Here is a 23,475-nt window from a genome sequence, read left to right as displayed (position 1 = left end):
CCCCTGGGAACGTCCGCTTTCCTGGCGTGAACTTGTTGTCATGCAGGAGAGATCAGCGGCCCCGGGGGATCCGGTCAACCACTTCGGAAAGACGCTCCTCAGTGGCGGCGAGCGCGGAGGTCGTCTGTCGGAGCTGTTGGCGAACGTCCTCCAGTTCTACACGGAGATCCCGGAGTTGATCCTCGGCGGTCTTCTCGGTGGCCTCGGCGACGAACGCGCCGCTGCCATGTCGTATGACCACACGCCCCTCCTGCTCCAGGATGCGGACGGCCTCTCGGGCGGTGTTCACCGAGATTCCGTGCTCGCTGGCCAGTTCGCGGTAGGACCGCAACTTCGTGCCAGGAGCGAGGTCCTCGCGTGCGATCTCATCGCGAAGTTGTTTGGCGAGTTCGCGGCTGCCTAGCCGGTCTTGCTGTTGATCCACGACACCACCTTAACCGCTGTATCAAACACCCCTTGACAGAACGAACAGCAACCCTCTACTGTTCCAAACAGTCAGAGTGTATCAACACAGTTAGGGCCTGATAATGAACGTTTCCCCAGGTGAACGCCGGAAGATCGACCCGGATTACTTCTCCCTGCGCATCCGCCGAGCTCTCCAGGCGGCGGAGCCGGAGGAGTACATGGATGACCCGCTGGCCGGCGCGGTGGCCCCCGACGCGGGTGACCTGCTGTCAGAGGAGTTCACGTCGCTGTCGGATCACCCCGAGGTGGTTGCGGCGGACCTGGTGGTGGTGGAGGCCGAGGCGGGTGACCTGCTGTCAGAGGAGTTCACGTCGCTGTCGGATCACCCCGAGGTGGTTGCGGCGGACCTGGTGGTGGTGGAGGCCGAGGCGGCGGTGATGGAGGCCGAGGACGCTGGGCTGACCGACGAGTTGGCGATGTGGCGGCTGGACCGGGCGCGGGCTGCAAAGCGTGAGGTGCTGGTGCGGTTGCAGCGGCAGCGGGCGGTGGCGCACACGCAGCGGGCGGTGTCGCGGGTGGCGCAGGTTGTGCCGTTGCGGCGGTTCGCGGTGGTCGAGGGTGGTGCGGCGGCATGAGCACCCACGTGAATCTGGTGAATGTCCGACCTGTGCCTGGTGGTGTTCGGGTCCCGAGCGTGACCATCACCGTCCGGAACGTCGCCTACACGATGCCTGTTCTCGCGTACCAGGTCAGCGGCTCGACGGTCGTCTTCCCTGGTCTCGAAGGGGACGAGCCGAACGCGATCCGGGTGCGGTTCGACCGTTGGCGGGTCGCCCGCGACTGTGATCCGTGGCGTGAGCTGCCGCTGGACTTTCCGGACATGGGGACCGCGGTCAAGGCAGCAATGGAATTCGAGTCCACGCCTGGGGTCAGCTGGGACAGCTGCGATGAAGATCTCGGCGCGTGGCTCGTTGGCTACGTCGAGCGCCACCGGGCCCGCGCGGGCGGTGATCGGTGATGGCCGACGCGGTGAGGGTGGCGACGTTTCCGTTCCGGGTCCTGTTCCGGCTGGTGCGGTTCTTGTTTCTGCCGGCGGTGTTCGGCGGGTTGTCGGTGTGGATGTACAGCGCGCTCGGGGCGGCGTGGTTGCTGGTGCCGATCGGGTTCTGCGTGGTGTGGGCGCTGGTGATGCTGCGGCTGTGGCAGGTGCAAACGCGCGGTGAGCTGCGGTCGTTGGCTCGCGGCACCGTGCACGTGGACCGCCCGCGGCGCCGCCGGTCGAGGCGGGGTGATCGGTGGTGATGCGCAAGGCGGGCTTGTCCGTGGTGATGCTCGGCGCTTTGTCGCTGTCGTTTGCCGGGCAGGTCGATGCGGTGATGCCGCTGTTGGGGCAGCAGCTGGGTGTGGTGTTCGCCGCGACCAACGATGTGGCGGCGCTGCTGGCGCTCAACGTTGTGCTCGACGCCGGTGTCGAGCGGCGTGTCCGTGGGTGGGCGTGGGTGGTGCTGTTTCTGTCCGGCGGTACCGGGCTGGTGCTCAACACCTGGGACGCGCTCAAGGCAGCGATGCTGCCGGACCCGGCGTCGATCCTGGTTGGCGCGCAACCGGTAGTGCTGGCGTGGGTGCTCTCGCACGTGGTCGCTCTCGTGCACGCCAAGCGTCGGCAGGTCGGCGGTGAGCGCGCTTCCCAGACCACCACGGAACCCCCCGAAACCCCCGTCGAGGACACCCCCGAAGACGCCGCCGGGCAGCCGTTGCCGGAAGCGGCCACCAGCGGCCCGGAGAGCGTTTCCGGAGCAGGTCAGCCCGCACTCCCGCAGTCCGCCGAGACCGCGGCGAGCGCGGAGGAACGCCCCGTGCGGGAAGCGCTGCCCGCAGTCGCTTCCGAGGCTGCTGATGCGCTCCCGGTGGACCTGATCGACCGGGCCGAGCGGGCCGAGCGTCAGGCCCTGGCGCGCAGTGGCGGGAAGCGCGGCCTGCCGTTTAGGGAAGCGCCCCGCAAGCTCGGCGTCCGCTACGACACCGCCCGCGCCGCCCTGGAAGCCGCCCGCGCCCGCATGGCTTCCGAGACGCCCGCCATGGCCGATCATGCCGCCTGAGTTTCCGCACCGCATCGAGAAAGGAAGGGGTTCGTAATGAGCAAGGAGATTCTGGGTTCGCCGGAGTTCGTGTCGTCCTCGGCGATCCGCCAGTACTGCGAGAACGCCCGCCGGCTGTTCCACCCGCTGTATCACGAGCTGCACGTCTCGGCCGAAGAGCTGGAGGTCGCGCTGAAGTACGTGAAGTCCGCGGACCCGAAGCTGGGCGGGTTGGACTCGCGGTTGCGGGCCAAGTTGGTCTCGCGGCAGCTCAAGCAGGCGGCCACCGCCATGGAGGTTGCTTCGAAGTCGACGGTGGGCACCTACATGGCGTTCTTGAAGCACTACGCGCCGGAGGTGGCGCAGCGGCGGCAGAAGTCGCGGCGCACGTTCGATTTCGACGAGTGAGCGCGTGAGTTTTCACCGGATCGACAGGCCACCGGGAAAGGAGAAAAGCGATGGCTGGCAAGAACAACCGCGACCACGGTGACCTGGCGGTCCCGGGTTCCGGACAGGGGTTCGCCTACTACACCCCGCGCAAGCACTGGGCGTCACGGCTGGCGCCGTATGCCTCGGAGTGGGCGGGGTTCGCTGCGACGTGGCCGGCGGCGTGGGGTCTGCACGAGTGGATGGCGGCCGAGCCCACGGCGATGCCGTGGGCCAGTGCCGGGCTGACGCTGCTGGGTACCGGGCTGACGGCGGTGACCTGGAAGTGTTCGAAGGCCCGCGCGGCGGTCACTCGCATGTTCGCGACCGCCACCACGGGCATCACGGCCGCGTGGATGACGGTGGCCACGATCGCCGGCCCGGCCGGGTCGCCGCTGCTGGAGTTCTGGGCCATCGGTGGCGCTGGTGTGGCTTTGGCGTGGTCGATTCACAAGACACTCAAGCGCGGCGGCGATGGGGAAGAGGCCGGGGGCGGACTGTTCGAGCAGGTCCGCTTGGCCGGGGTCACGGCCAAGCAGATCGAGACGCACCCGAACAAGGTCACCGCCCAGTTGCAGTTGCCCGCGGGCGAGATGGAGGTGAGTGACGTGCAGAAAGCCACCGGTCGCATCGCGAGTCTGTTCCGCCTGGGCAAGGGCTCGGTGCGGATCACCGAGAATCCCGACGACACCTCGCAGGCCACCATGACCGTGGTTCCCACCGATGTCCTCAAGACCCCCACACCGTGGCCGGGGCCTTCGGCGTCGGGCGGGTCCATCATGGACCCGCTGGTGGTCGGGGTCTATGAGGACACCGAGCCGGTGCGGATCTACCTGCCCGGCGATAAGTCCACCGGCCGAAACGCCACGCACTACGGCGTGATGGGCATGAACGGCTCGGGTAAGACCCACGGCGCCAAGGAGTCCTGGACGGAGGTCCTGACCCGCCGCGATGCCGGGTTGATCGTGCTCGACCCGGTCAAGGGCGAGCAGACGGTCGGTTTCCTCGGTGACGCCCCGTACAAGGTCGTCACCGGCGACAAGCAGTGCCGCCGGTTCATCAAGCGGCTGCCCGCGCTGGTGGCCGACCGGGCCTCCCAGCTGGGGCAGTGGGGCTACGACCAGTGGGTTCCCGAGGCCTTCGAGCTGCATGGGCTGCCGTATCTGGTGGTGTGGGTCGAGGAGGCCCCGCGGGTGCTGGAAGACGCCAAGACCACCATCCGACTGGCTCAGGAGGCCCGCTCGGCGGGGATCTCGCTGGTGTTCTCGCTGCAAAAGGCCAGCTACAAGAACATGCCCACCGACGTGCGGTCCCAGCTGGGCGGGGTGTGGTGCTTCGGGGTCTCCGACATCGAGGACGCGGCGTTCCTGCTCGATGAGGACGTCATCGAGGCCGGCGCCCAGCCCGATCGGTGGAAGAACCGCCGCCCCGGCTGCCACTACCTCGAAGGACCCGGCATCCCGGAGGACCGCTACACCACCCCGGGCCGCACGCACACCCACACCGACGACGAGCTGGCCGCGGTCATCGCAGACCACGCCGACATTCGCCCCGCGCACCACCCGATCGACGCCCGGCACCTCGACCTGACTGCCCCGGCCACCACCAACCCCACCATGGTCGCCAGTGCCACCGAGATCGAACCCACCGACGACTTCGAGTCCCTGGCCGATCTCGACCCGACCGACGCAGAGGACTTCGACGACGAACCCCTGCCGGTGCCCGGACTCATCGATGACGGGCTGGAGATCGACGACGAGCACGAGCTGCCCGCCGACCCCATCGCCGTGGCCTTCCCCGAGGGGCGGCCCACCCGCAAGGAAGCACTGGCCGAGCTCCGCACGCACATCGAGGAGCTGACCGCGGGCGGCACCACCACGTTCACCGTCCGCGCCTTCTCCAACCCCGAGGCCACCTACGGCCGCGGTCGCTCCTGGGTCTCCGGTGAACTCGACAAGCTCGCCGGCCAAGGCGTGCTCGTCCGCGTCGGCGAAGACGACCGCGCCACCGTCTACCGCCTCGCCCGCCCCCACACGCACTCTCCCGAGAGTCACGCAGCGTGAGACATGGCCGCGTCTGACGTCAGGCGCCAGACGCGGCCGTGAGTGGGCTTCCAACGCGCGCGAGCGCGCGTGCGCGCGCGAAACGAGTTTTGTAACAGTGTTCTGATTTGACCTGACGATGCTCAGGGCGGCGTTCTGCGCCCACCTGACGCTACGCACAGTAATCAAAACCGAGTGGGAAGAGGTACTGAGATGGTGACGAACTACGTGGCCGTTCCCGCCCCCGCCGAACACATCGCCGCCGGCCGACAGGATGTGCAGGCCCAGCTGCAGCGCGCCGACACCAAGGCTCAGGCGCTGCTGGGACTGACCGTCGGAGTCCTGGCCGGCGTCGCCGGACTGACCCGCACCGGCGTGTCCCCGGCCGCGCTGGTGCTGCTGTGCCTGGCGGCGATCCCGACCGCCACCGCGGTGGGATTCCTGCTGTGGGTGATCCGCCCCTACCTCGGCGGCGCCCACGCCGGGTTCGTGCGCTGGGCCCACTTCGTCGGTGAAACCGAGGCCCTGCTCGCCGACCTGGACCGTCCCGAAGAGCAGACCACCGGTCACGCCGCCCACGAACTCGCGGTGCTCTCCCGGCTCGCGGTCACCAAGTACGAGCGCATCGCCTGGTCGGTCTACCTGCTGCTCATCGGCCTCGGCCTGGCCCTGCCCGCCCTGTTCCTCGCCTGAGAGCCCGAATTCGCCACGTAACCCGCTTCCGGCTTCCGAGACATCAAGGAGTGGATCATGCCCGATCAGCATCTGCCGCGCGCTCTCGGCAACGTTCTCCACGCCGCACGCGAGGCGCAGAAACAGGCCTATGCCCACTACACCCACCCGGGGGACGCGGCCCGCGCCTTCTTCGAAGCGGTCTATATCGGCATGAGCCTGCTGGACCTCGCCAGCGCGATCCGGTTCCACATCCGCGACATCGTCGAGGACCCCGACACCGACCTCACCGACACGCAGCGCCGCGCCTACGAGGAGGTGCACGCCGAGTTCAACTACCTGGCAAAGCGTTGCATCGGTCTGTCCACCGGAATGAGCCGTGCCGCAACCGCTCTCGACCACCTCGCCGAGGTCACCCGCAAGCACCCCAACGCCAAGATCTGACCCGGGAGGCCGCCATGTCGAACGTGATCGCCCTGCCACACCGCCACCGGGCCTACCTGCGAGCCGTGGCCGACGGGCGAGCGGAGATGACCTGCAGCCGCCAGCCGGACCTGTTCATCGACGGCCTGGCCTGCTGCGACCAGCACACCGCCCACCAGCTCGCCGAGAACGGCCTGATCAGCCCCGCCCGGCCCGGAACACCCGGGCAGCGGGTGCCCGCAGTCCTCACCGACACCGGAAACGCCGCGCTGGCGGCCTGATCGACCGCCTCGCCGCCCGCATTGCCCGCCACCGACGACTGACCGACCTCACCGCCTGAGAGGAACCGCTCATGAGCCGCTACGGCCTCCCTGCCCGCGATGAGCACGCCTCCTGCGAGATCGCCGTGGGATGGGACCGGCAGATGGGCACGTTCTTCGCCCAGGTCTCTGACCCCGGCAGCGATGTTCCCGTCCTCGACCGCGGGGACCTCTTCGACCGTCTCACCACTCCCGGCCAGGCCCTGGCGCTGGTCCGCGACTACGCGGACGTCCCGCCCGACATCGAGAGCACGTTGTTGCGCGATGCCCGGGCCGATGGCCACCGCACCGCCGCCTGACGTCCCGAGTTGATCAGGAAGGACCTGAACATGTCCCCCCTCGCTGACATCACCGCGGACCTCGCCACGTGGTTGACCGAGCACGCCGGCCCGGAACTGCCGCCCATCGTTGGCATCCGGGTTGGAGACGACGCCGGGGCGCGGCTCCAGTTGCCAGTCGGATACGACGGCCGCGCTTTGACCAACCTGGCGGACTGGGCCGAGCACCTCGACACCGGCATCACCGTCAAGCGCCCGCGAACCAGCAGTGAGTACCTCCGAGCGGAGATCACCACATCGTTGCGGCACGGGCAGCTGGTGACGCTGTGGGACCACCTCGAAGGCCCCGACTGTGAAGCCCTCGAAGCCGCATGTGTCCTGGATCCGGTGGAGCCCACGTCTGGCCTCACCGCGGCCGACTTGCGCCGGGCAGCCGGAATGTGGGGCCGCTGATGTCTGCCGATCAGCTGTTGCCGTGGGCGCTGAACCTGGCCGAGCTCGGGTGGCGGTTGTTCCCGCTACGGCCCGGCACGAAGCGCCCCGCGCTGCACGGCCACCGCCAGTGCCCCCGTACCGGGATCTGTCGTGACGGGCACCAGGGCTGGGAGCAGCGTGCCACGGCCGATCCGGGTCGGATTCGGGCGTGCTGGTCGCTGGGTGCCCGCTACAACATTGGCCTGGCTACCGGCCCGTCTCAGTTGGTGGTGGTCGACCTCGACCAGCCCAAGCCGGGCGAGGAGCTGCATGATCGCTGGAACACGCTGGGGATTCGCACGGGTGCGGAGGTCCTCGCGGCCCTGGCTCGGCGTGCGGGGGAGACGCTGCCGGAGACCTACACGGTGACCACACCGTCCGGGGGCACCCACCTGTACTTCCGCGCACCGGCCGGCGTCGAGTTGCGCAACACCGCCGGCGAGTTGGGTCCTCTGATCGACACCCGCGCCCACGGCGGCTACGTGGTCGCGGCCGGATCGGTCCTTCCGGAAGGGGCTTACGAGCTCTACGACGACACCAAACCTGCCGAGTTGCCGGGCTGGTTGGTCCAGGCCCTTGCTCCCAGGCCGTCACAGGCGATCTCAGAGCCCGTTGAAATCGCCCCTGTGCGTCACTCTGCCTACGTGGCCGCCGCACTTCGGGCCGAAGCCGCACACGTGGCAGCGGCCCGCTCAGGCCGGCAGAACAAGACCCTGTTCACCGCCGCCCTCGCCCTGGGGCGGTTGGTGGCCGGCGGTGAGGTCGACGAGACCACCGTGCGGCAGGTCCTGCACCAGGCCATGTCCCGGCTGCCCGCCACCCGCCCGAATGATCCGTGGACCCCGCAGCAGATCGACAACACGATCGACTCCGCCCTGCGGCTGGCCGCTTCCCGGCCGCGCCGACTCGGTGGCGGGGTGGCCGCGTGAGCGGCTACGCCCGGCCGCGCCGCGGTGAGTGGATCACCTTCCACCGCCACCCCGTCTACGGGCCGCACTGCCACAAAGCCTGTCGCGCCCCGGGTGGGCACAAGGGATACGCGGCGGTCGGACAGGTAGCGGGCCTGGCTGAGGCGTTGTTTTTCGGCCGCCGCGTCTACCAGGTCCGCTACTGGCACCCTCGCGCCAACGGCCACCCGGAAGCGCTCGAAACGCAGGTGCCGGCTGACCGCATTATCGCGATCGTTGCCCACCCGCCCGACTGGAAAGCCCTTGTCGCCACCGAGCCCTCCGCCGCTTCGCCGCGATCCACCCGCATCGGGCGCGCGACCGCGGCATGAGCACCGAACCCCCTGACCAAGGAAGGAGGACGACCCTGTGACCGCACACCTGACTGTTGTGCTCAACGAGCATCCGGAGCCGCGCACCCCGCAGACAAGCCCCTGGGAAGAACCCACGCCGCTGGGCATGAACCGGGAACTGCCGGCGTTTCCCACCGATGCGCTGCCGGACTGGATGGCCGAGATGGTCACCGCGGTCTCCGGATTCACCCAGACCCCACCGGATTTGGCCGCCTGCGTGGGCCTGTCCGGGGTGTCGACCGCGATCGGCGGCCGAGCCACCATCCGCATCCGGCAGGGCTATACCGAGCCGTCCAACCTGTTCCTGGTCTGCGCGCTGCCGCCCGGCTCCCGCAAGTCCGAGGTGTTCCGGGTCATGACCGATCCGGTCGTGGCCGTCGAAGAGGCGCTGATCGAACAGGCCCGGCCCCGCATCGTCGAGGCGAACCTGGCCAGACGCATCGCCCAACGCGAGGCCGAAGATGCAGAGCAGAAGGCCGATAGCGGGGACCCGGATTCCGTGGGCATCGCCACCGAAGCCGCGATGCGGGCCGAGAAGATCGAGGTGCCGGTCGAGCCGTGCCTGATCGTGGATGACACCACGCCGGAAAAGGCCGCGAGCATGCTCATCGAGCAGGGCGGACGACTGGCCGTGCTCGCCCCCGAGGGCGGCATCATCTCCATCATCGCCGGCCGCTACTCGGGCACCCCGAACTACGACGTGTTCCTGCGCGGCCACGCCGGCGAAAAGCTCAACGTCACCCGGCAGAACCGGGACAAACAGAAAGTCGACAAGGCGCACCTGACCCTCGGGCTGGTCGTGCAGCCGGTCGTGCTGCGCAACCTCGCCGGCATCCAGGACGCCAAGGACAAGGGCCTGCTTGGCCGGTTCCTGTACTCGCTGCCGACCTCCACCCTCGGCTTCCGCGAAGTCCGCAACGCCCCACCGATCCCATCCGAGACCGCCACCGCCTACGACACCCGGCTACGGCTGCTGGTCCACCACTACGCCGGGCTCAAACGGCCGGTGGACTTCGTGTTCGACCACGACGCCAACGAGGCCATGTTCGACGTCCAGGAGGAGATCGAACCCCACCTACGGCGGGACGGCGCCTACGGCCACATGACCGACTGGGCCGGTAAATACGCCGGCGCTACCGCCCGGCTGGCCGGCGCACTCCACGCCCTGCAGCACCTCGACCGGGCCGGCGAGCGCAAGGTCACCGGGGAAACCTTCGCCCAGGCCCGCCGCATCGGCGAGTACTTCCTCGCTCACGCGCTGGCCACCTTCGACTTCGTCGGCACCGACCCCGACCTCGACGACGCCCGCACCGTCCTGGAATGGATCGAGACCACCCAACCGGTCTCGTTCACCGAACGCGCCGTCCTCAACGCCCACCGCCGCAGCCTGCGCACTGCCGAACGCGTCAAAACCGCTGTGCACCTGCTCGAAGAACACGGCCACGTCCTGCGCACCGACCCACCCCAGCGCCCCGGACCCGGCCGTAAACCCGGCCCCACCTACTGGCCCCACCCCAACTACCGAGCCCCCCAGGACCGCCCGTGAACCCCGACCCCCGTACGCAGAATCCGCAAAATACGCACAATCCCATCCGAGGAACTAAAACCGCAGGTCAAGCAACCTACGCCGGTCGGCCGCCGAACGTACGCAAAATGTCCGCAAAATGTACGCAGAATTCCCCCGCTCCTGGCGCTGCCGCGGACTGGCCGCACCGACCCCGCCCCGGCGCCAGCCGGCCAGGCCGACGCACAACCCTATTTTGCGTACATTCTGCGTACATTTTGCGTACAGCCACCATGATCCACCCGCAGCCCGCTGACCAGTGAAAACGAGCCGAACGCTGAATTTTGCGGATTCTGCGTATTTTGCGTACGCCCCCCGGGCTCCACCGCCCGAAGTCATCCCGCCCTTTCACTCCGGGAGACACCCATGTCTGAACACCGCTACCGCACCAGCCTCGACTGCGACGACCCCCACGCCGAACGCCACCCCATCCCCACCTACCCCTGGAACGCCGCCCCCGGCTACCTGTTCACCCGACGCCAACTCCGTGAAGCAGGCCTCTGCCCCGGCGGACACCCCGCCGTCGCCCAAATGCTCCGCCCCCGCAAACGACGCCCCACCGAACCCCTGCGCGCCTGGCTCTACGACGGCCGCCGCGCCACCGAAAAACGCACCCCCACCCTCGCTCAACGCCGCGCCATCCAAGCCATGAACCGCGCCCACCGCATCTGCGACACCTGCCACCGCGACGTCGGCTACCGCATCCCCACCACCAAACCCCTCGAAGGCGAATGCCACGACTGCCACGACCACCGCACCCACCGCACCGCCGCCTGAACAGGAGAAACCCATGACCCCCAAGCCCCTGCTCTTGGACCTGTTCTGCTGTGCAGGCGGTGCCGGAATGGGCTACCACCGAGCCGGATTCGAGGTCATCGGCGTCGACATCAACCCGCAGCCGAACTACCCCTTCGAGTTCCACCAGGCCGACGCCATCAAGTTCGTCACCTCCCACGGCCGCGAGTTCGACGCCATCCACGCATCCCAGCCCTGTCAGGCTGGATGCACTCTGACCGCCGGCACCAACAATGGCCGGACCTACCCACAGCTGATCCCGGCGACCCGGGACGCCCTGATCCGCATCGGGCGCCCGTGGGTCATCGAGAACGTCGCCGGCGCCCCGATCCGCAAAGACCTGATGCTCTGCGGCGAAATGTTCGGCCTCGCCGTGATCCGCCATCGGTTCTTCGAACTCGACGGCTGGACAATCACCCAGCCCCCACACCCCAAGCACCGCGGTCGAGTCGCCGGGATGCGACACGGCCAATGGTTCGAAGGCCCGTACTTCGCCGTCTACGGCGAAGGGGGCGGCAAGGGCACCGTCCCCCAGTGGCAACAGGCCATGGGCATCACCTGGACCGACGTTCGCAAAGAGATCGCCGAAGCTATCCCGCCGGCCTTCACCGAACTCATCGGCTCCGCACTGATGGCAACCCTCACCGCGCCAATGGAGATCGCCGCATGACATCGGCTGCCAGGTCAAAACTGCCGCCGCACCAGCTTCCAACCCACTACTGCCGCCACCGCACCCACCGCACCGCCGCCTGAACAGGAGAAACCCATGACACGACGCAGCGGCAACTGGGTGACCGTCACTGAGTTCTGTCAGGAGTTCGGAATCTCTCGATCTACGTGGGACGACTGGAGAGCCAAGGGACGCGCGCCGAAGTGCATCCGACTTCCCAACGGCTCCCTCCGGATTCGGCGCACGGACTTCGAGAAGTGGGTCAACCTACTGGAAGACGAGGCTGCATGAGCAACGCGAAGACGAGCTTCAACGTCAAGGTCTGGCGTGCCACCTCGCGGAAGAACGCCAAGGGCAAGGTCACGAGCTACCGGGTGCGCTGGCTCGTCGACACCACGGAACACCACGAAGCGTTCAAGACGCGAGCACACGCTGAGAGCTTCCGTTCTCAACTCGTCACAGCGGCGAGCAAGGGGGAGGCTTTTCTCGTTGAGCCGCCGGGGCTTCCGGTGTCGATGGCACGGCAGCAGTCCGAGCTGAACTGGTTCGAGTTCGCTCAGAAGTACGTTGACCTGAAATGGAACCGGGCTGCGGCGAAGTCTCGAGCGGGCAATGCTGACACCCTTGCCACGGTCACACCAGTACTCCTCAGTACCGAGCGCGGTCGGCCAGATCTCAGGGTGTTGCGTAAGGCGCTAACTGGCTGGGCGTTCAACACCGCTCGTAGGGACACGCCGCGACCGCACGAGGTAGAGCAGGCGCTGCGGTGGCTGGCAGCGAACACGCGCCCTGTTTCCGACCTCGAAGATCCCGCCCTGCTCCGGTCCGTGTTGGAGCAGCTGGCGACGAAACTCGACAACAAACCCGCCAGCGCCAAGACGTTCAGCCGAAAGCGCGCAGTCTTCCATAATGCACTGGAGTACGCCTCGGAGCTGAAAGCGCTTGAAGCGAACAGGCTTTCGCAGATCAAGTGGACGCCACCGAAGAAGGCGCGGGCGATCGACAAGCGAACTGTCGCGATCAACCATCAGCAAGCCCAGCGACTGCTGAAGGCCGTAGAAGCACAGCGTGTCGAAGGGCAACCGCGCCGGTCGTCCGGTCCCATGCTGATGGCCTTCTTCGCGGTGATGTACTACGCCGCGCTGCGACCAGAGGAAGTCGCAATGCTCACCAAATCCGATCTCCTCCTTCCCGAATCCGGGTGGGGCGAACTCTTGCCCTCTCAGTCCGCACCGAGCGCCGGGGCAGCGTGGACCGACTCAGGGCAGCGACGGGATCGCCGTCAGCTGAAGCAGCGGGCAAAGGGTGAGGTTCGCCATGTGCCCTGCCCACCACAGCTCACCGAGATCCTTCACCGCCACCTCGAACGCCACGGCACTGCGGCCGACGGCCGCCTATTTCGCAACCTGCGAGGGGGAGACGTCGACGAATCGACACTCGCCCGCGTGTGGCGGAAGGCGCGGCAAAGCGCGCTGACCGAGGAAGAGGCAGCCTCTCCGCTCATTGCACGTCCCTACGACCTTCGGCACGCCTGCGTGTCCACCTGGCTGGCAGCCGGCGTTCCGTCGACCCAGGTGGCGGAGTGGGCAGGCCACTCGGTCGCGGTCCTCCATGAGATCTATGCCAGGGTCCTCGCCGGGCTGGAGGAGAACTACCGGCGGCGCATCGAGACGGTGCTCGACGAGGAACCCGAATAGGACGCCGCGGACCGTGTCCGTGGATTGTCCGTAACCAGCCGCACACAATCGGGTCGCACCGGGTACAACCGCAGACGAGTAGAAAGACGCCAGTCGCGAAAATCGCAGGTCGCGCGGTATTCGCGGTGGTCATCTGTGGTGCCCCCGGTGCGACTCGAACGCACACTGGACGGATTTTGAGTCCGCTGCCTCTGCCGATTGGGCTACGGGGGCTTTCCTCGTCAGCATACGTGACCCTTGATCAACCACTCGATTCAGGGGTGTGCGCCACTTCTCCGGGTGGTTTGTCCTGGTTCGGGACCCTGGTGGTGGTGATCTTCGCGAGTTAGGTTCACAGCCTCTACTCCGGGTGGCCGGTCGAACACGGGGGCCGTGATGGTCGATGAAACCAGGATCGAGTCAGCGACGGGCGATGGCGACGACATCGGATTGCGACGGAGCCTGAAGAACCGCCACCTCCAGATGATCGCGCTCGGCGGCATCATCGGCGCCAGCCTGTTCATCGGCAGCGGGGCGGTGATCTCGACCGTCGGGCCCGCGGCCGTGCTGTCCTACGCACTGGGCGGGCTGATCGTCGTGCTCGTCATGCGGATGCTCGGCGAGATGGCGACCGCCGCTCCCACGCTCGGGTCGTTCATGGAGTACGCGCGGACCTCGCTGGGCGACTGGGCGGGGTTCACCATCGGCTGGCTGTACTGGTACTACTGGGTCGGCGTGGTCGCCTTCGAGGCCGTCGTCGGCGCCGAGCTGCTGAACCCGCTGGTGCCGGCCGTGCCGCAGTGGGTCATCTCGCTGGTGCTGATGCTGCTGCTCACCGCCACCAACCTCGTCTCGGTGCGGTCGTTCGGCGAGACCGAGTTCTGGTTGGCGTCCATCAAGGTCATCACCATCGTGATCTTCCTGGTGTGCGGGACGATCTTCGTGCTCGGGCTGTGGCCGGGCGCGGAGTTCTCGGTCGGCAACATCGCGCTGGACGGGTTCGTCGCCAAGGGCGGTTTCGCCGTGCTGCACGGCGTCGTCATCGTGGTCTTCTCCTACTTCGGCACCGAGATCGTCACCATCGTTTCGGCCGAGTCGAAGGAGCCGGAGAAGGCCGTCGCCAAGGCCACCAAGGCGGTCGTGTGGCGGGTGCTGCTGTTCTACGTCGGTTCGGTGACCCTGCTGGTCATGATCACGCCGTGGCAGGAGATCCCCAGTGAGAGCAGTCCGTACGCCGCGGCCTTCGCCAGGTTCGGGTTGCCCGCCGCGGAAGTCGTGGTGAACGTGGTCGTGTTCACCGCCGTGATCTCGGTGCTCAACTCCGGGCTCTACACCGCCTCCCGGATGCTTTTCGCCTTGCAGCGGCGGAGTTTCGCGCCGAGCTGGGTGCGCGACATCAACCGCCGCGGCGTGCCGTGGAAGGCGATCCTGCTGTCCACACTGGTCGGTTACGTCGCCGTTGCCGCGAGTTACGTCTCGCCGGACACGATCTTCTACTTCATCATCAACTCCGCCGGTGCCGTCGCGCTGTTCATCTACGGGATGATCGCGGCCTCGCAGCTGCGGATGCGCCGCAGGCTGGAGCGGGAGGCGCCGGAGCGGCTGAAGCTGAAGATGTGGCTTTTCCCCTACTTGACCTGGGCCACGTTGGTCGTGATCGTCGCCGTGGTGGTCACCATGGGCGCCATCGAGGAGGTCCGATCGCAGCTCACGCTGAGTCTGATCAGCCTCGTCGCGATCCTGCTGATCTACGTCCTGTTCGTGCGGCGGCGGGTCGCGAGGGCTTGATCGTCGCGATGTCGCAATGGTCACGTCGCGTGTTTACCTCGGCGTGAAGTCACAGCCGGTAAGCTGCGGTTTCCCGATGCAGACCGCATCGGCGGACCCGATTTTTGGAGGATCCCGGTGACGACGCCGGCTGCCGAGGACACACGCGAGGCCAAGCCCGTCGAACGTCGCGTACTCGTGGCCGAGGACGAGGCGTTGATCAGGCTCGACCTGGTGGAGATGCTCCGCGAAGAGGGTTACCAGGTCGTCGGCGAGGCGGGCGACGGGCAGGAGGCCGTCCGGCTCGCCGAGGAGCTGCGCCCCGACCTGGTGATCCTGGACGTCAAGATGCCGAAGATGGACGGCATCGAGGCCGCTTCCAACATCGCCGGCGAGCGGATCGCGCCGGTGGTGATCCTGACCGCCTTCAGCCAGCGCGACCTCGTCGAGCGGGCGCGGGACGCGGGCGCGATGGCCTACCTGGTCAAGCCGTTCGCCAAGCGCGACCTGGTGCCGGCCATCGAGCTCGCGGTGTCCCGGTTCACCGAGGTGCAGGCGCTGGAGGCCGAGGTCGCCGACCTGACCGAGCGCCTCGAGGCGCGCAAGACCATCGAGCGGGCCAAGGGCCTGCTGATGAACAAGCACAACCTCTCCGAGCCGGAGTCGTTCCGCTGGCTGCAGCGGACCGCGATGGACCGCCGCACCACGATGAAGGCCGTCGCCCAGGCGGTGCTGGAGAACCTCTCCTAGTCCGGCGACCCGGCGTCGGCCGCGGTTCGGCGGCCGACGCCGGGGAGCTCAGCGGTGACCGGCGGCGTCCCACACCGGGCTGGTGGTGAAGTGCACGTCGTACCGGTCCTGGATGTCCTCCAGCGCCGACTCCGGCTCCTCTCCGCGAGTGATTCGCTGCAGCAGCCGGAAGAACTCGAACCGGTCGACGCCGGGCGTGATGTAGATGAAGATCTCCACGGCGGAGTCCTCGGTGGCCGCGAAAGCGTGCGGTACGCCGGGCGGCACCACCACGAAACCGCCCTTGCCGACGGTCTCGATCCGGTCGTCCAGCAGGATCTCCATGGCGCCGTCCAAGACGTAGAACACCTCGGCGGACTTCTCGTGGACGTGCGGGTGGGCGCCGTCCCCGCCCGCCGGAATGCTGATCAGGTTGGCGCCGGTGATGCCTCCGGTCGCGCTGCTGTCGGCCAGCAGCGTTTGCGTGGTGCCGGCCTGGATGATCTCGGCGTCATCGGCGTGCACGACAACGGCTCGGGCAGTCATTTCCCCTCCGCAACGGGTGTGTGGTCCTTGCCGATCGAGTCCACATCCGGGGGCGGGGCCGAACAAGGCGCGATCACCACGCGCACCCATCACCGTTCATGATGGGAACGTGGAGATCAGGCAGCTGCAGTACTTCGTCGCGGTGGCCGAGGAAGGCAGGTTCGGCCGGGCCGCCGAACGCCTGAACATCGTGCAGCCCGCGGTGAGCCAGCTGGTCCGCAGGCTGGAACGCGAGCTCGGGGTGCAGCTGTTCGACCGGTCCACCCGGCAGATCCGGATCACCTCGGCCGGCGAGCGGCTGCTGCCGGAGGCGAGAGCGGTGCTCGCCGCCGCTTCACGGGTGCTCGCGGTCGCCGGGGAGATCAAGGTCGGCACCGAAGGCGTCCTGCGGCTCGGCACGGGACGAGCCCCCGATCCGCGCGTTTCCGCGGCAGTCGACGACCTGGTCGTGGCGGCGCCGCGGCTGCGCGTGCGGATCGCCAAGTCGGGCCTCGCCGACCGGCTGGCGGCGGTCCGCTCCGGGGAACTCGATGCCGCCCTCGTACGGGCCATGTCGTCGGCGCCCGGGCTGGAACTCGTCCCGCTGTGGACGGACCCGGTGTACGCGGTGGTGCCCGCGCAGCACCCGTTGGCCGACGAGGACGTGCTGCGCCTGGAGCAGCTCGCCGAGTTGCCACTGCGCCTCGCGCCCCGCGACGCCAACCCGCCGTTCCACGACCTGATCACCGCCGCGCTGCGCGACGCAGGAGTCGAACCGCCGGTCGGGCCGCCGTTCACGCACCTGCAGGGCACGTTCGCCGACATCGCGACCGATCCCACCGCATCGTGGACCGCGTTCTACCGCGCCGGTGACCTGCCGCCGGCCCGGCACGTCGCGATCCGGCCGCTGGCGGGCGTCGAGATCACCACGTCGCTGGCGGTGCCGCCGGGTCCGGCGGGGCCCGCGTTGAGGCTGTTGCTGGACAGCTTCCGCGGGTGACCGATCACTGCCCCGGGGGCTGGTCGCGCAGGACGCAGGTCAAGCGCGCCGAGCAGGTCCGCCGGTCCTTCTCGTCGGTGATCACGATGTCGTAGGTCGCCGTCGCGCGGCCCAGGTGCACCGGCGTGGCGGTGCCGGTGACCACGCCCTCGGTGACCGCGCGGTGGTGCGTGCAGGTCAGCTCCAGGCCCACCGCGATCCGCTCGTCGCCCGCGTGCAGCGCGGCGGCGATGGAGCCCACGGTCTCCGCCAGCACCGCGTTCGCGCCGCCGTGCAGCAGCCCGTAGGGCTGGCGGTTGCCGGCGACCGGCATGGTGCCGACCACCCGATCGGGGGCCCATTCGACGATTTCGATGCCCATCAGCGCGGTGAGCTGCTCCTCGGCGGCCGTCAGCACCCGGTTCAACCGGTCGTTCTCGCTGGTCACAGCATTGCCGTCGTTGAGTGCGGCCACGCCTGGGTCCTCCTGTCGCCTCCGGTACAAGCTGTCAGAGCTTCAGCCTAGACTCGCCGCCGTGACGCATTCCGAGGACCGACGCCTGCTGCTCATCGACGGCCACTCGATGGCCTACCGCGCCTTCTACGCCCTGCCGAAGGAGAACTTCCAGACGGGCACGGGCCAGCACACCAACGCGGTCTACGGCTTCACCTCGATGCTGATCAACCTGCTCCGCGACGAGCAGCCCACGCACCTCGCGGTCGCCTTCGACGTCTCCCGCAAGACCTTCCGCAGCGAGGCCTTCACCGAGTACAAGGCCAACCGCAGCGCCACCCCGGACGAGTTCCGCGGCCAGGTCAGCCTGATCCAGGACGTCCTCGGCGCGCTGAACATCCCGGTGCTGAGCAAGGAGAACTTCGAGGCCGACGACGTCATCGCGACGCTGACCACCCAGGCCACCGCGGCGGACTTCAAGGTCGCCATCTGCACCGGCGACCGGGACGCGCTGCAGCTGGTCACCGACGACGTGACGGTGCTGTACCCGACGAAGGGCGTCTCGGAGCTCACCCGCTTCACGCCGCAGGCCGTCGAGGACAAGTACGGCCTGACGCCGCAGCAGTACCCGGACTTCGCGGCGCTGCGCGGCGACCCGTCGGACAACCTGCCGAAGATCCCGGGCGTGGGGGAGAAGACCGTCACCAAGTGGATCCAGCAGTTCGGCTCGCTGGCCGACCTGGTGGACCGGGTCGACGAGGTCAAGGGCAAGGTCGGCGACTCGCTGCGCGAGCACCTGTCGTCGGTGCTGCTCAACCGGCAGCTGACCGAGCTGGTCCGCGACGTCGAGCTGGAGCTGGCGCCGCCGGACCTGGCGGTGCGGGCCTGGGACCGCGACGCGGTGCACCGGCTGTTCGACGACCTGGAGTTCCGGGTGCTGCGCGACCGGCTGTTCGCGACGCTGTCCAGCGCCGAACCCGAGGTCGAGGAGGGCTTCGAGATCTCCGGCGGCGTCGTGCAGCCCGGTCAGCTGGCCGGGTGGCTGGACAAGCACGCCCGCAACGGCAACCGGGTCGGGCTGGCGTGCACCGGCCAGTGGGCCCGCGGCCACGGCGACCTGACCGGCGTCGCGCTGGCCACCGCCGACGGCGCGGGCGTGTTCGTCGACGTCGCCGCCCTGACCCAGGAGGACGAGCAGGCGCTGGCGGCCTGGCTGGCCGACCCGGCGACGACGAAGGCGGCGCACGACGTCAAGGGGCCGCTGCACGCCATCCGCGACCGCGGCTGGACGGTGGCGGGCCTGACCAGCGACACCGCGCTGGCCGCGTACCTGGTGCGGCCCGGGCAGCGGTCCTTCGAGCTGCCGGACCTGGTGGTCCGCTACCTGCAGCGCGAGCTGCGCGCGGAGCAGGGCGACGACGACGGGCAGCTGTCGCTGCTGGAGGACGAGGCGGAGACCAAGGAGAAGGCCGCCTCGACCGAGCTGGTGAAGGCGCGCGCGGTGGCGGAGCTGGCCGACGCGCTGGACGCGGAGCTGGACCGCATCGACAGCCGCGCGCTGCTCACCGACCTGGAGCTGCCGCTGCTGGTGGTGCTCAGCGAGCTGGAGGGCGCCGGCATCGCGGTCGACGCCGAGCAGCTCGCCGAGCTGGGTGCGCGCTTCGCCGCGCGCGTCAAGCAGGCGGCGCAGGACGCTTATGGCGTGATCGGCAAGGAGATCAACCTCGGCTCGCCGAAGCAGCTGCAGGTGGTGCTCTTCGACGAGCTGAACATGCCGAAGACCAAGCGCACCAAGACCGGCTACACCACCGACGCCGAGGCGCTGCAGTCGCTGTACGAGAAGACCGAGCACCCGTTCCTGCAGCACCTGCTGGAGCACCGCGACGCCACCCGGTTGAAGACCACTGTGGACGGCCTGGTGAAGTCCATTTCGGACGACGGGCGGATCCACACGACGCTGAACCAGACCATCGCGGCCACCGGCCGGCTGTCCTCGACGGACCCGAACCTGCAGAACATCCCGATCCGCACCGAGGAGGGCCGCCGGATCCGGGAGGTCTTCGTCGTCGGCGGCGGGTACGCGGAGCTGATGACCGCCGACTACAGCCAGATCGAGATGCGCATCATGGCGCACCTCTCCGGCGACGAGGGGCTCATCGAGGCGTTCCGCACCGGCGAGGACCTGCACAACTACGTCGCGTCCAAGGCGTTCGGGGTGCCGATCGACGAGGTCGACCAGGAGCTGCGCCGCCGGGTCAAGGCGATGTCCTACGGCCTGGCCTACGGCCTGTCGGCGTACGGGCTGGCGCAGCAGCTGCGGATCTCCGCCGAGGACGCCAAGGCGCAGATGGACGCCTACTTCGCCCGGTTCGGCCGGGTCCGCGACTACCTGCGGGAGGTCGTCGACCAGGCGCGCAAGGACGGTTACACGTCGACGATCCTGGGTCGCCGCCGCTACCTGCCGGACCTGACCAGCGACAACCGGCAGCGGCGGGAGATGGCCGAGCGGATGGCGCTCAACGCGCCGATCCAGGGCAGCGCGGCCGACATCATCAAGGTCGCGATGCTGGGCGTGCACCGCGCGTTGCGGGACAGCGGCATGCGGTCGCGGATGCTGCTCCAGGTGCACGACGAACTGATCATCGAGGTCGCCGACGGCGAGCGGGACGAGGTGGAGAAGCTGGTGCGCGAGCAGATGGGCTCGGCCTACGAGCTGGACGTGCCGCTGGAGGTCTCGGTCGGCGTCGGCCGCTCCTGGGACGCCGCCGCGCACTGAGGCATGCTCCGGGTGACGGCCGTCACTCGTTGAGTTCGCGTTTCGGGGCTGTCACGAAGTGGTCACTCGCCGGAGTCGGTGCGGCGCAACCCCTTTGAATGGCGGATGTCACCGTCGGTGGCCCCGCCCGACCCCTCGTCGAATCGGTGCGGATAGCCTGCCGTACGCGCGTTGCCGGACACGTGCGGACCGGGAGTCGGTCGGGCGCGGCCATCCGCGCCAACCCCGAGGAGGAGCATGATCAGCATCGACAGAGTGGACCACCTGGTCCTCACCGTCGCCGATGTCGATCGGGCAGTGGAGTTCTACGAGCAGATCCTCGGCATGACGCCGGTGGAGTTCCCCGGTGAGCGGCGCGCCGTGAGCTTCGGCAGGCAGACGATCAAGCTGCACGCCGCGAGCGAACTGGTGGAGCCGACCGCGACGCACCCGGTGCCCGGCTCGGCCAACCTGTGCTTCGTCACGCCCCACCCGCTCGCCGAGGTGCAGGAGCACCTGCGCGCGAACGAGGTGCGCATCGAGGAGGGCCCGGTCAGCCGGATCGGCGCGGAGGGCCCGATCACCTCGCTCTACCTGCGCGACCCGGACGGCAACCTGATCGAGATCGCCCGCTACGACGACGCCGCCGAGGAGATCGCGGCCGAGTAGCACCCCTTCCCGCCCCGCGCTCGCCCGGCGTGTCGTGATCGCTCGATCGTGGCGTCGGCGCTGGCGCTACCTTTGCGCGCAACGGGGCAAGATCCGTGCTTGGGGGCATGGGGCGGGGTTGTGTGTGAAAGTGGTTTCGACCTCGGGTTTCACGAGGGACACAGTTGAGCTCCTGACGGGGCAGATCGTGGATGCGCTCAGATGCCCGGTGGGCCTGGGCGACGAGCGGCAGTGGCTTGCGTGGCTGACGGACGAGACCGTCCGGCCGGGGCGGGGCCGGGACGAGCTCGCCACCGCGCTGATCGCGCACTGCCGCGCGACGGAGGTCGAGCCTCCCGGGCCCGACCAGGCCCGGGAGGTGGCGAGCCGGGTCTTGCAGGACTTCGAAAGGCTGCTCTGCCACCGCGTCGCCGTTCGCATGGGCGACTCGGCGGACCAGTTGGAGGTGCTGCTGGCGGATCCCCCGGAGTGTCCCGAGTGGTCGCTGGCCGAGCTGCGGTCCGAGGTGGGCCGGATCGACCTGCGGGAACTCCTGCTGGAGATCGACAGCCTGGTGTCGTTGCACGCGCTGGGGTTGCCGTCCGAGCTGCTGGTCAACCTGGAGGAGAACACCGCGGGCCAGGTCTGGTTGGGCGCGCTCCTGAAGGAGGTCGACAAGCAGGCCGTGGTGCAGGCACTCCGGCTTCCGGCTGAGCTCTTCGACGACCTTCCGGTCGAACTGGTGGAGGCGTGGTGCGTGCGGGCGGCACGCGCGGACCACGACGAGCTGCGGTCGCAGCCGCGAGCGGTGCGGGTGACGTTGCTGGGTGCGCTGTGTTCGGTGCGCCGCAAGGAGATCACCGATCTGCTCGGACGGGTGCTGGTCGGCCTGCTGCAACAACTCCGGGAGCGGGTGGAGCAGCGGCTCGACGACGCCGCCGAAGCCACGTCGCAGACGCAGGCGCGGGAGCTGCTCCTGGTCGAGATCGCCCAGGCCGCCCTGGATCGTCCCGACGAACCCGTGCGAACGGTTCTGTACCCGATCGCCAGTGAGAAGCTGCTCAGACAGCTGACGCGCGACAGCGAGGCCCGCGACGCCGTGCGCGGCCGGCGCAAGCGCACGGTGTTGCGGGGCGCGTATTCCGCGCACTACCAACAGGTTCTCCGGCTGGTGCTGGCGGGCCTGGAGTTCCGCTGCCGGGACGTCGGCTGCTGGCCGATCATGGCGGCGCTCGGCGAGCTGGTCGGCGACTACACCGCGTCCTGGGGCGACGGCCGCTTCTACGACTCACCCGGCGACATCCCGCTGGGCGAGGCGGTTCCGGAGGAGTGGCGGGACGCCGTGGTGGATAAGGAAGGGCGCATCGAACGCGCCGTCTACGAGATGTGCGTGCTGGTGACGCTGCGGGATCTGCTGTGCACCCGGCGGATCTTCCTCGCCGGGTCGAGCCAGTGGGGCAAGCCCGGCATCGGACGATTGCGGCGCTGCACCGACGAGGCCCTCGCCTGGCCGAACTGACGAGGTTGGACTCTGTCCCCGGGGCAAGGTCCAGACTGGACGCATGCTCGGCATTGGGGATTTCGCGCAGTTGACCGGTTTGAGCGCGAAGGCGTTGCGGCTGTACGACAAGCAGGGGCTGCTGAAGCCCGCCGCGGTCGATCCGTGGTCGAACTACCGGCGCTACTCGGCGGGTCAGCTGGAGGTGGGGATCCGGCTGAAGGCGTTGCGCGCGGCCGACATCGGGTTGGCGGAGGCAGAGCGGGCGCTGCTCGGTCGGCGCGAGGCGGTCGAGGTGCTCGAAGAGCACCGGGCCCGGCTGGCCGAGCAGCGGCGGCGGCAGGACGCCGCGCTGGAGGCGGCGACGGCGTTGCTCGACGGCGACGCGCCGGACTGGGCGATCCAGGAGCGGCAGGCCGGCGCGCAGCACTGGGTGGGCGTGGCGCTGCCGGTCACCGACGGAGCCGACGAGGAGTTGACCGACGAGCAGGCGAATGCCGCCTTCGGCGCTTTGTGGGAGGCGTTGGCGGCGGGGGACAACGCGCCGGTCGGCCCGTTCTGGTCGTCGATCCGCGCCGGTTCCACCGAGGACGACGTCGAGCTGCTGTGCTGCTGGCCGGTCGCTCGGCCGATGCCCGCGGACTGGGGGATTCCGGGGCTGGCGGTCGTGCGCGGCGAGGTCCGGGCGGGGCCGGAGCTCGTGGTGGGCTGGCGGCACGACGACGGCGTGGCGGTCATCGACTCGGCTGTGCATCCCGCGGTCGTCGCGCTGCTGGCCGAGGCCGAGCGGCGCGGGGTCGACCTGGACCTCGCGGCGATGCGCCAGGTCGGGCGGCTCGACGAGACCGGCGACGCGGTCGGCATGGAGGTCGCGATCCCGCTGACCTGATCAGCGCCTCAGTGCCGCCTGGAACGTCGAGGTGGCGATTTCGCGCGAAAAGGAAGACCGCCCGGTCGAGCACGTCCTGCGGGGTCTTCGAGCCGATGAAGGCCGTGG

General features: G+C 68.8%; 28 protein-coding genes and 1 tRNA gene. 25 read left to right on the top strand and 4 right to left on the bottom strand.

The window, feature by feature from the left end; all coding sequences use genetic code 11:
* Positions 1-52: 52 nt before the first annotated feature.
* Positions 53-424, bottom strand: a complete 372-nt coding sequence (locus AB0H93_RS40310) for a winged helix-turn-helix domain-containing protein (protein WP_358581264.1) — start codon at positions 422-424, stop codon at positions 53-55.
* 103 nt (positions 425-527) lie between these two features.
* On the opposite strand from AB0H93_RS40310, the gene AB0H93_RS40305 reads away from it, so the two are divergent.
* The 18 genes from AB0H93_RS40305 (at position 528) to AB0H93_RS40220 (ending at position 13,144) form a co-directional block, all read left to right on the top strand.
* Positions 528-1,040 carry a hypothetical protein gene (locus AB0H93_RS40305; RefSeq protein WP_358581261.1) on the top strand — a complete coding sequence of 171 codons (513 nt, stop codon included), beginning with the start codon at positions 528-530 and terminating at the stop codon, positions 1,038-1,040.
* Entirely contained in the window at positions 1,037-1,423 is a 387-nt protein-coding gene (locus AB0H93_RS40300; protein ID WP_358581258.1) for a hypothetical protein, read from the top strand. The genes AB0H93_RS40305 and AB0H93_RS40300 overlap by 4 nt, the downstream gene beginning before the upstream one ends.
* Positions 1,423-1,707, top strand: a complete 285-nt coding sequence (locus AB0H93_RS40295) for a hypothetical protein (RefSeq protein WP_358581256.1) — start codon at positions 1,423-1,425, stop codon at positions 1,705-1,707. Before AB0H93_RS40300 ends, AB0H93_RS40295 begins: the two co-directional genes overlap by 1 nt.
* Positions 1,704-2,504 carry a hypothetical protein gene (locus AB0H93_RS40290; RefSeq protein ID WP_358581254.1) on the top strand — a complete coding sequence of 267 codons (801 nt, stop codon included), beginning with the start codon at positions 1,704-1,706 and terminating at the stop codon, positions 2,502-2,504. The genes AB0H93_RS40295 and AB0H93_RS40290 overlap by 4 nt, the downstream gene beginning before the upstream one ends.
* 36 nt (positions 2,505-2,540) lie before the next feature.
* The gene (gene traA, locus AB0H93_RS40285; protein ID WP_358581251.1) at positions 2,541-2,891 is read left to right on the top strand and encodes a plasmid transfer protein TraA; all 351 of its coding nucleotides are present in this window, start codon (positions 2,541-2,543) and stop codon (positions 2,889-2,891) included.
* Positions 2,892-2,941: 50 nt separating this feature from the next.
* Positions 2,942-4,972, top strand: coding sequence for a hypothetical protein (locus AB0H93_RS40280; RefSeq protein ID WP_358581249.1), 2,031 nt, complete (start codon positions 2,942-2,944; stop codon positions 4,970-4,972).
* Between the two features lie 192 nt (positions 4,973-5,164).
* The gene (locus AB0H93_RS40275; protein ID WP_358581246.1) at positions 5,165-5,644 is read left to right on the top strand and encodes a Pycsar system effector family protein; all 480 of its coding nucleotides are present in this window, start codon (positions 5,165-5,167) and stop codon (positions 5,642-5,644) included.
* Positions 5,645-5,701: 57 nt separating this feature from the next.
* Positions 5,702-6,067, top strand: a complete 366-nt coding sequence (locus AB0H93_RS40270; protein ID WP_358581244.1) for a hypothetical protein — start codon at positions 5,702-5,704, stop codon at positions 6,065-6,067.
* Positions 6,068-6,081: 14 nt separating this feature from the next.
* Entirely contained in the window at positions 6,082-6,327 is a 246-nt protein-coding gene (locus tag AB0H93_RS40265) for a hypothetical protein (RefSeq protein ID WP_358581242.1), read from the top strand.
* Positions 6,328-6,398: 71 nt separating this feature from the next.
* Positions 6,399-6,665 carry a hypothetical protein gene (locus AB0H93_RS40260; protein WP_358581239.1) on the top strand — a complete coding sequence of 89 codons (267 nt, stop codon included), beginning with the start codon at positions 6,399-6,401 and terminating at the stop codon, positions 6,663-6,665.
* Positions 6,666-6,695: 30 nt separating this feature from the next.
* Positions 6,696-7,097 carry a hypothetical protein gene (locus tag AB0H93_RS40255; protein WP_358581237.1) on the top strand — a complete coding sequence of 134 codons (402 nt, stop codon included), beginning with the start codon at positions 6,696-6,698 and terminating at the stop codon, positions 7,095-7,097.
* Positions 7,097-8,047 (top strand): bifunctional DNA primase/polymerase, encoded by a 951-nt coding sequence (locus AB0H93_RS40250; RefSeq protein WP_358581235.1) that lies wholly within the window; start codon positions 7,097-7,099, stop codon positions 8,045-8,047. The genes AB0H93_RS40255 and AB0H93_RS40250 overlap by 1 nt, the downstream gene beginning before the upstream one ends.
* On the top strand, positions 8,044-8,397 hold the full coding sequence (locus tag AB0H93_RS40245; RefSeq protein ID WP_358581233.1) for a hypothetical protein: 354 nt from the start codon (positions 8,044-8,046) through the stop codon (positions 8,395-8,397). Before AB0H93_RS40250 ends, AB0H93_RS40245 begins: the two co-directional genes overlap by 4 nt.
* Positions 8,398-8,434: 37 nt before the next feature.
* Positions 8,435-9,964 carry a YfjI family protein gene (locus tag AB0H93_RS40240; protein WP_358581231.1) on the top strand — a complete coding sequence of 510 codons (1,530 nt, stop codon included), beginning with the start codon at positions 8,435-8,437 and terminating at the stop codon, positions 9,962-9,964.
* Between the two features lie 384 nt (positions 9,965-10,348).
* On the top strand, positions 10,349-10,759 hold the full coding sequence (locus AB0H93_RS40235) for an RRQRL motif-containing zinc-binding protein (protein ID WP_358581228.1): 411 nt from the start codon (positions 10,349-10,351) through the stop codon (positions 10,757-10,759).
* A 13-nt stretch (positions 10,760-10,772) separates the two neighbouring features.
* The gene (locus AB0H93_RS40230) at positions 10,773-11,447 is read left to right on the top strand and encodes a DNA methylase (RefSeq protein WP_358581226.1); all 675 of its coding nucleotides are present in this window, start codon (positions 10,773-10,775) and stop codon (positions 11,445-11,447) included.
* Positions 11,448-11,543: 96 nt separating this feature from the next.
* Positions 11,544-11,738 (top strand): helix-turn-helix domain-containing protein, encoded by a 195-nt coding sequence (locus AB0H93_RS40225; protein WP_358581224.1) that lies wholly within the window; start codon positions 11,544-11,546, stop codon positions 11,736-11,738.
* Complete coding sequence (locus AB0H93_RS40220; protein WP_358581222.1) at positions 11,735-13,144, top strand: tyrosine-type recombinase/integrase; 1,410 nt, start codon at positions 11,735-11,737, stop codon at positions 13,142-13,144. Before AB0H93_RS40225 ends, AB0H93_RS40220 begins: the two co-directional genes overlap by 4 nt.
* Positions 13,145-13,280: 136 nt before the next feature.
* Here AB0H93_RS40220 and AB0H93_RS40215 read toward each other — a convergent pair.
* A tRNA-Leu gene (locus tag AB0H93_RS40215) sits at positions 13,281-13,357 on the bottom strand.
* 162 nt (positions 13,358-13,519) lie between these two features.
* On the opposite strand from AB0H93_RS40215, the gene AB0H93_RS40210 reads away from it, so the two are divergent.
* Both AB0H93_RS40210 and AB0H93_RS40205 read left to right on the top strand, forming a co-directional pair.
* Complete coding sequence (locus AB0H93_RS40210) at positions 13,520-14,911, top strand: amino acid permease (protein WP_358581335.1); 1,392 nt, start codon at positions 13,520-13,522, stop codon at positions 14,909-14,911.
* 117 nt (positions 14,912-15,028) lie between these two features.
* Positions 15,029-15,640 (top strand): response regulator, encoded by a 612-nt coding sequence (locus tag AB0H93_RS40205; RefSeq protein WP_093273187.1) that lies wholly within the window; start codon positions 15,029-15,031, stop codon positions 15,638-15,640.
* A 48-nt stretch (positions 15,641-15,688) separates the two neighbouring features.
* On the opposite strand, the gene AB0H93_RS40200 is transcribed toward AB0H93_RS40205, so the two are convergent.
* A complete protein-coding gene (locus AB0H93_RS40200; RefSeq protein ID WP_358581220.1) occupies positions 15,689-16,165 on the bottom strand; it encodes a cupin domain-containing protein in 477 nt (158 codons plus the stop codon).
* Between the two features lie 109 nt (positions 16,166-16,274).
* Here AB0H93_RS40200 and AB0H93_RS40195 point away from each other — a divergent pair, with 109 nt between their 5' ends.
* Entirely contained in the window at positions 16,275-17,144 is an 870-nt protein-coding gene (locus tag AB0H93_RS40195; RefSeq protein WP_358581218.1) for a LysR family transcriptional regulator, read from the top strand.
* A 4-nt stretch (positions 17,145-17,148) separates the two neighbouring features.
* On the opposite strand, the gene AB0H93_RS40190 is transcribed toward AB0H93_RS40195, so the two are convergent.
* Positions 17,149-17,571, bottom strand: a complete 423-nt coding sequence (locus tag AB0H93_RS40190) for a hotdog fold thioesterase (RefSeq protein WP_358581333.1) — start codon at positions 17,569-17,571, stop codon at positions 17,149-17,151.
* Between the two features lie 88 nt (positions 17,572-17,659).
* On the opposite strand from AB0H93_RS40190, the gene polA reads away from it, so the two are divergent.
* From polA to AB0H93_RS40170, 4 genes are all read left to right on the top strand, one after another.
* Positions 17,660-20,353, top strand: a complete 2,694-nt coding sequence (polA, locus tag AB0H93_RS40185; protein WP_358581215.1) for a DNA polymerase I — start codon at positions 17,660-17,662, stop codon at positions 20,351-20,353.
* A gap of 237 nt (positions 20,354-20,590) precedes the next feature.
* A complete protein-coding gene (locus AB0H93_RS40180; RefSeq protein WP_358581213.1) occupies positions 20,591-21,001 on the top strand; it encodes a VOC family protein in 411 nt (136 codons plus the stop codon).
* Positions 21,002-21,188: 187 nt separating this feature from the next.
* Positions 21,189-22,499, top strand: coding sequence for a hypothetical protein (locus AB0H93_RS40175; protein ID WP_358581210.1), 1,311 nt, complete (start codon positions 21,189-21,191; stop codon positions 22,497-22,499).
* 43 nt (positions 22,500-22,542) lie between these two features.
* Positions 22,543-23,367, top strand: a complete 825-nt coding sequence (locus AB0H93_RS40170) for a MerR family DNA-binding transcriptional regulator (protein ID WP_358581208.1) — start codon at positions 22,543-22,545, stop codon at positions 23,365-23,367.
* The last annotated feature ends 108 nt before the right edge of the window (positions 23,368-23,475 follow it).

Origin of the sequence: Saccharopolyspora sp. NPDC050642 (assembly GCF_040654735.1) — a bacterium.
In the GTDB taxonomy this organism is placed as follows: Bacteria; Actinomycetota; Actinomycetes; order Mycobacteriales; family Pseudonocardiaceae; genus Saccharopolyspora; species Saccharopolyspora elongata.
Note: the sequence above shows the minus strand (reverse complement) of the source record. Positions and strands in the feature narration are given on the sequence as shown.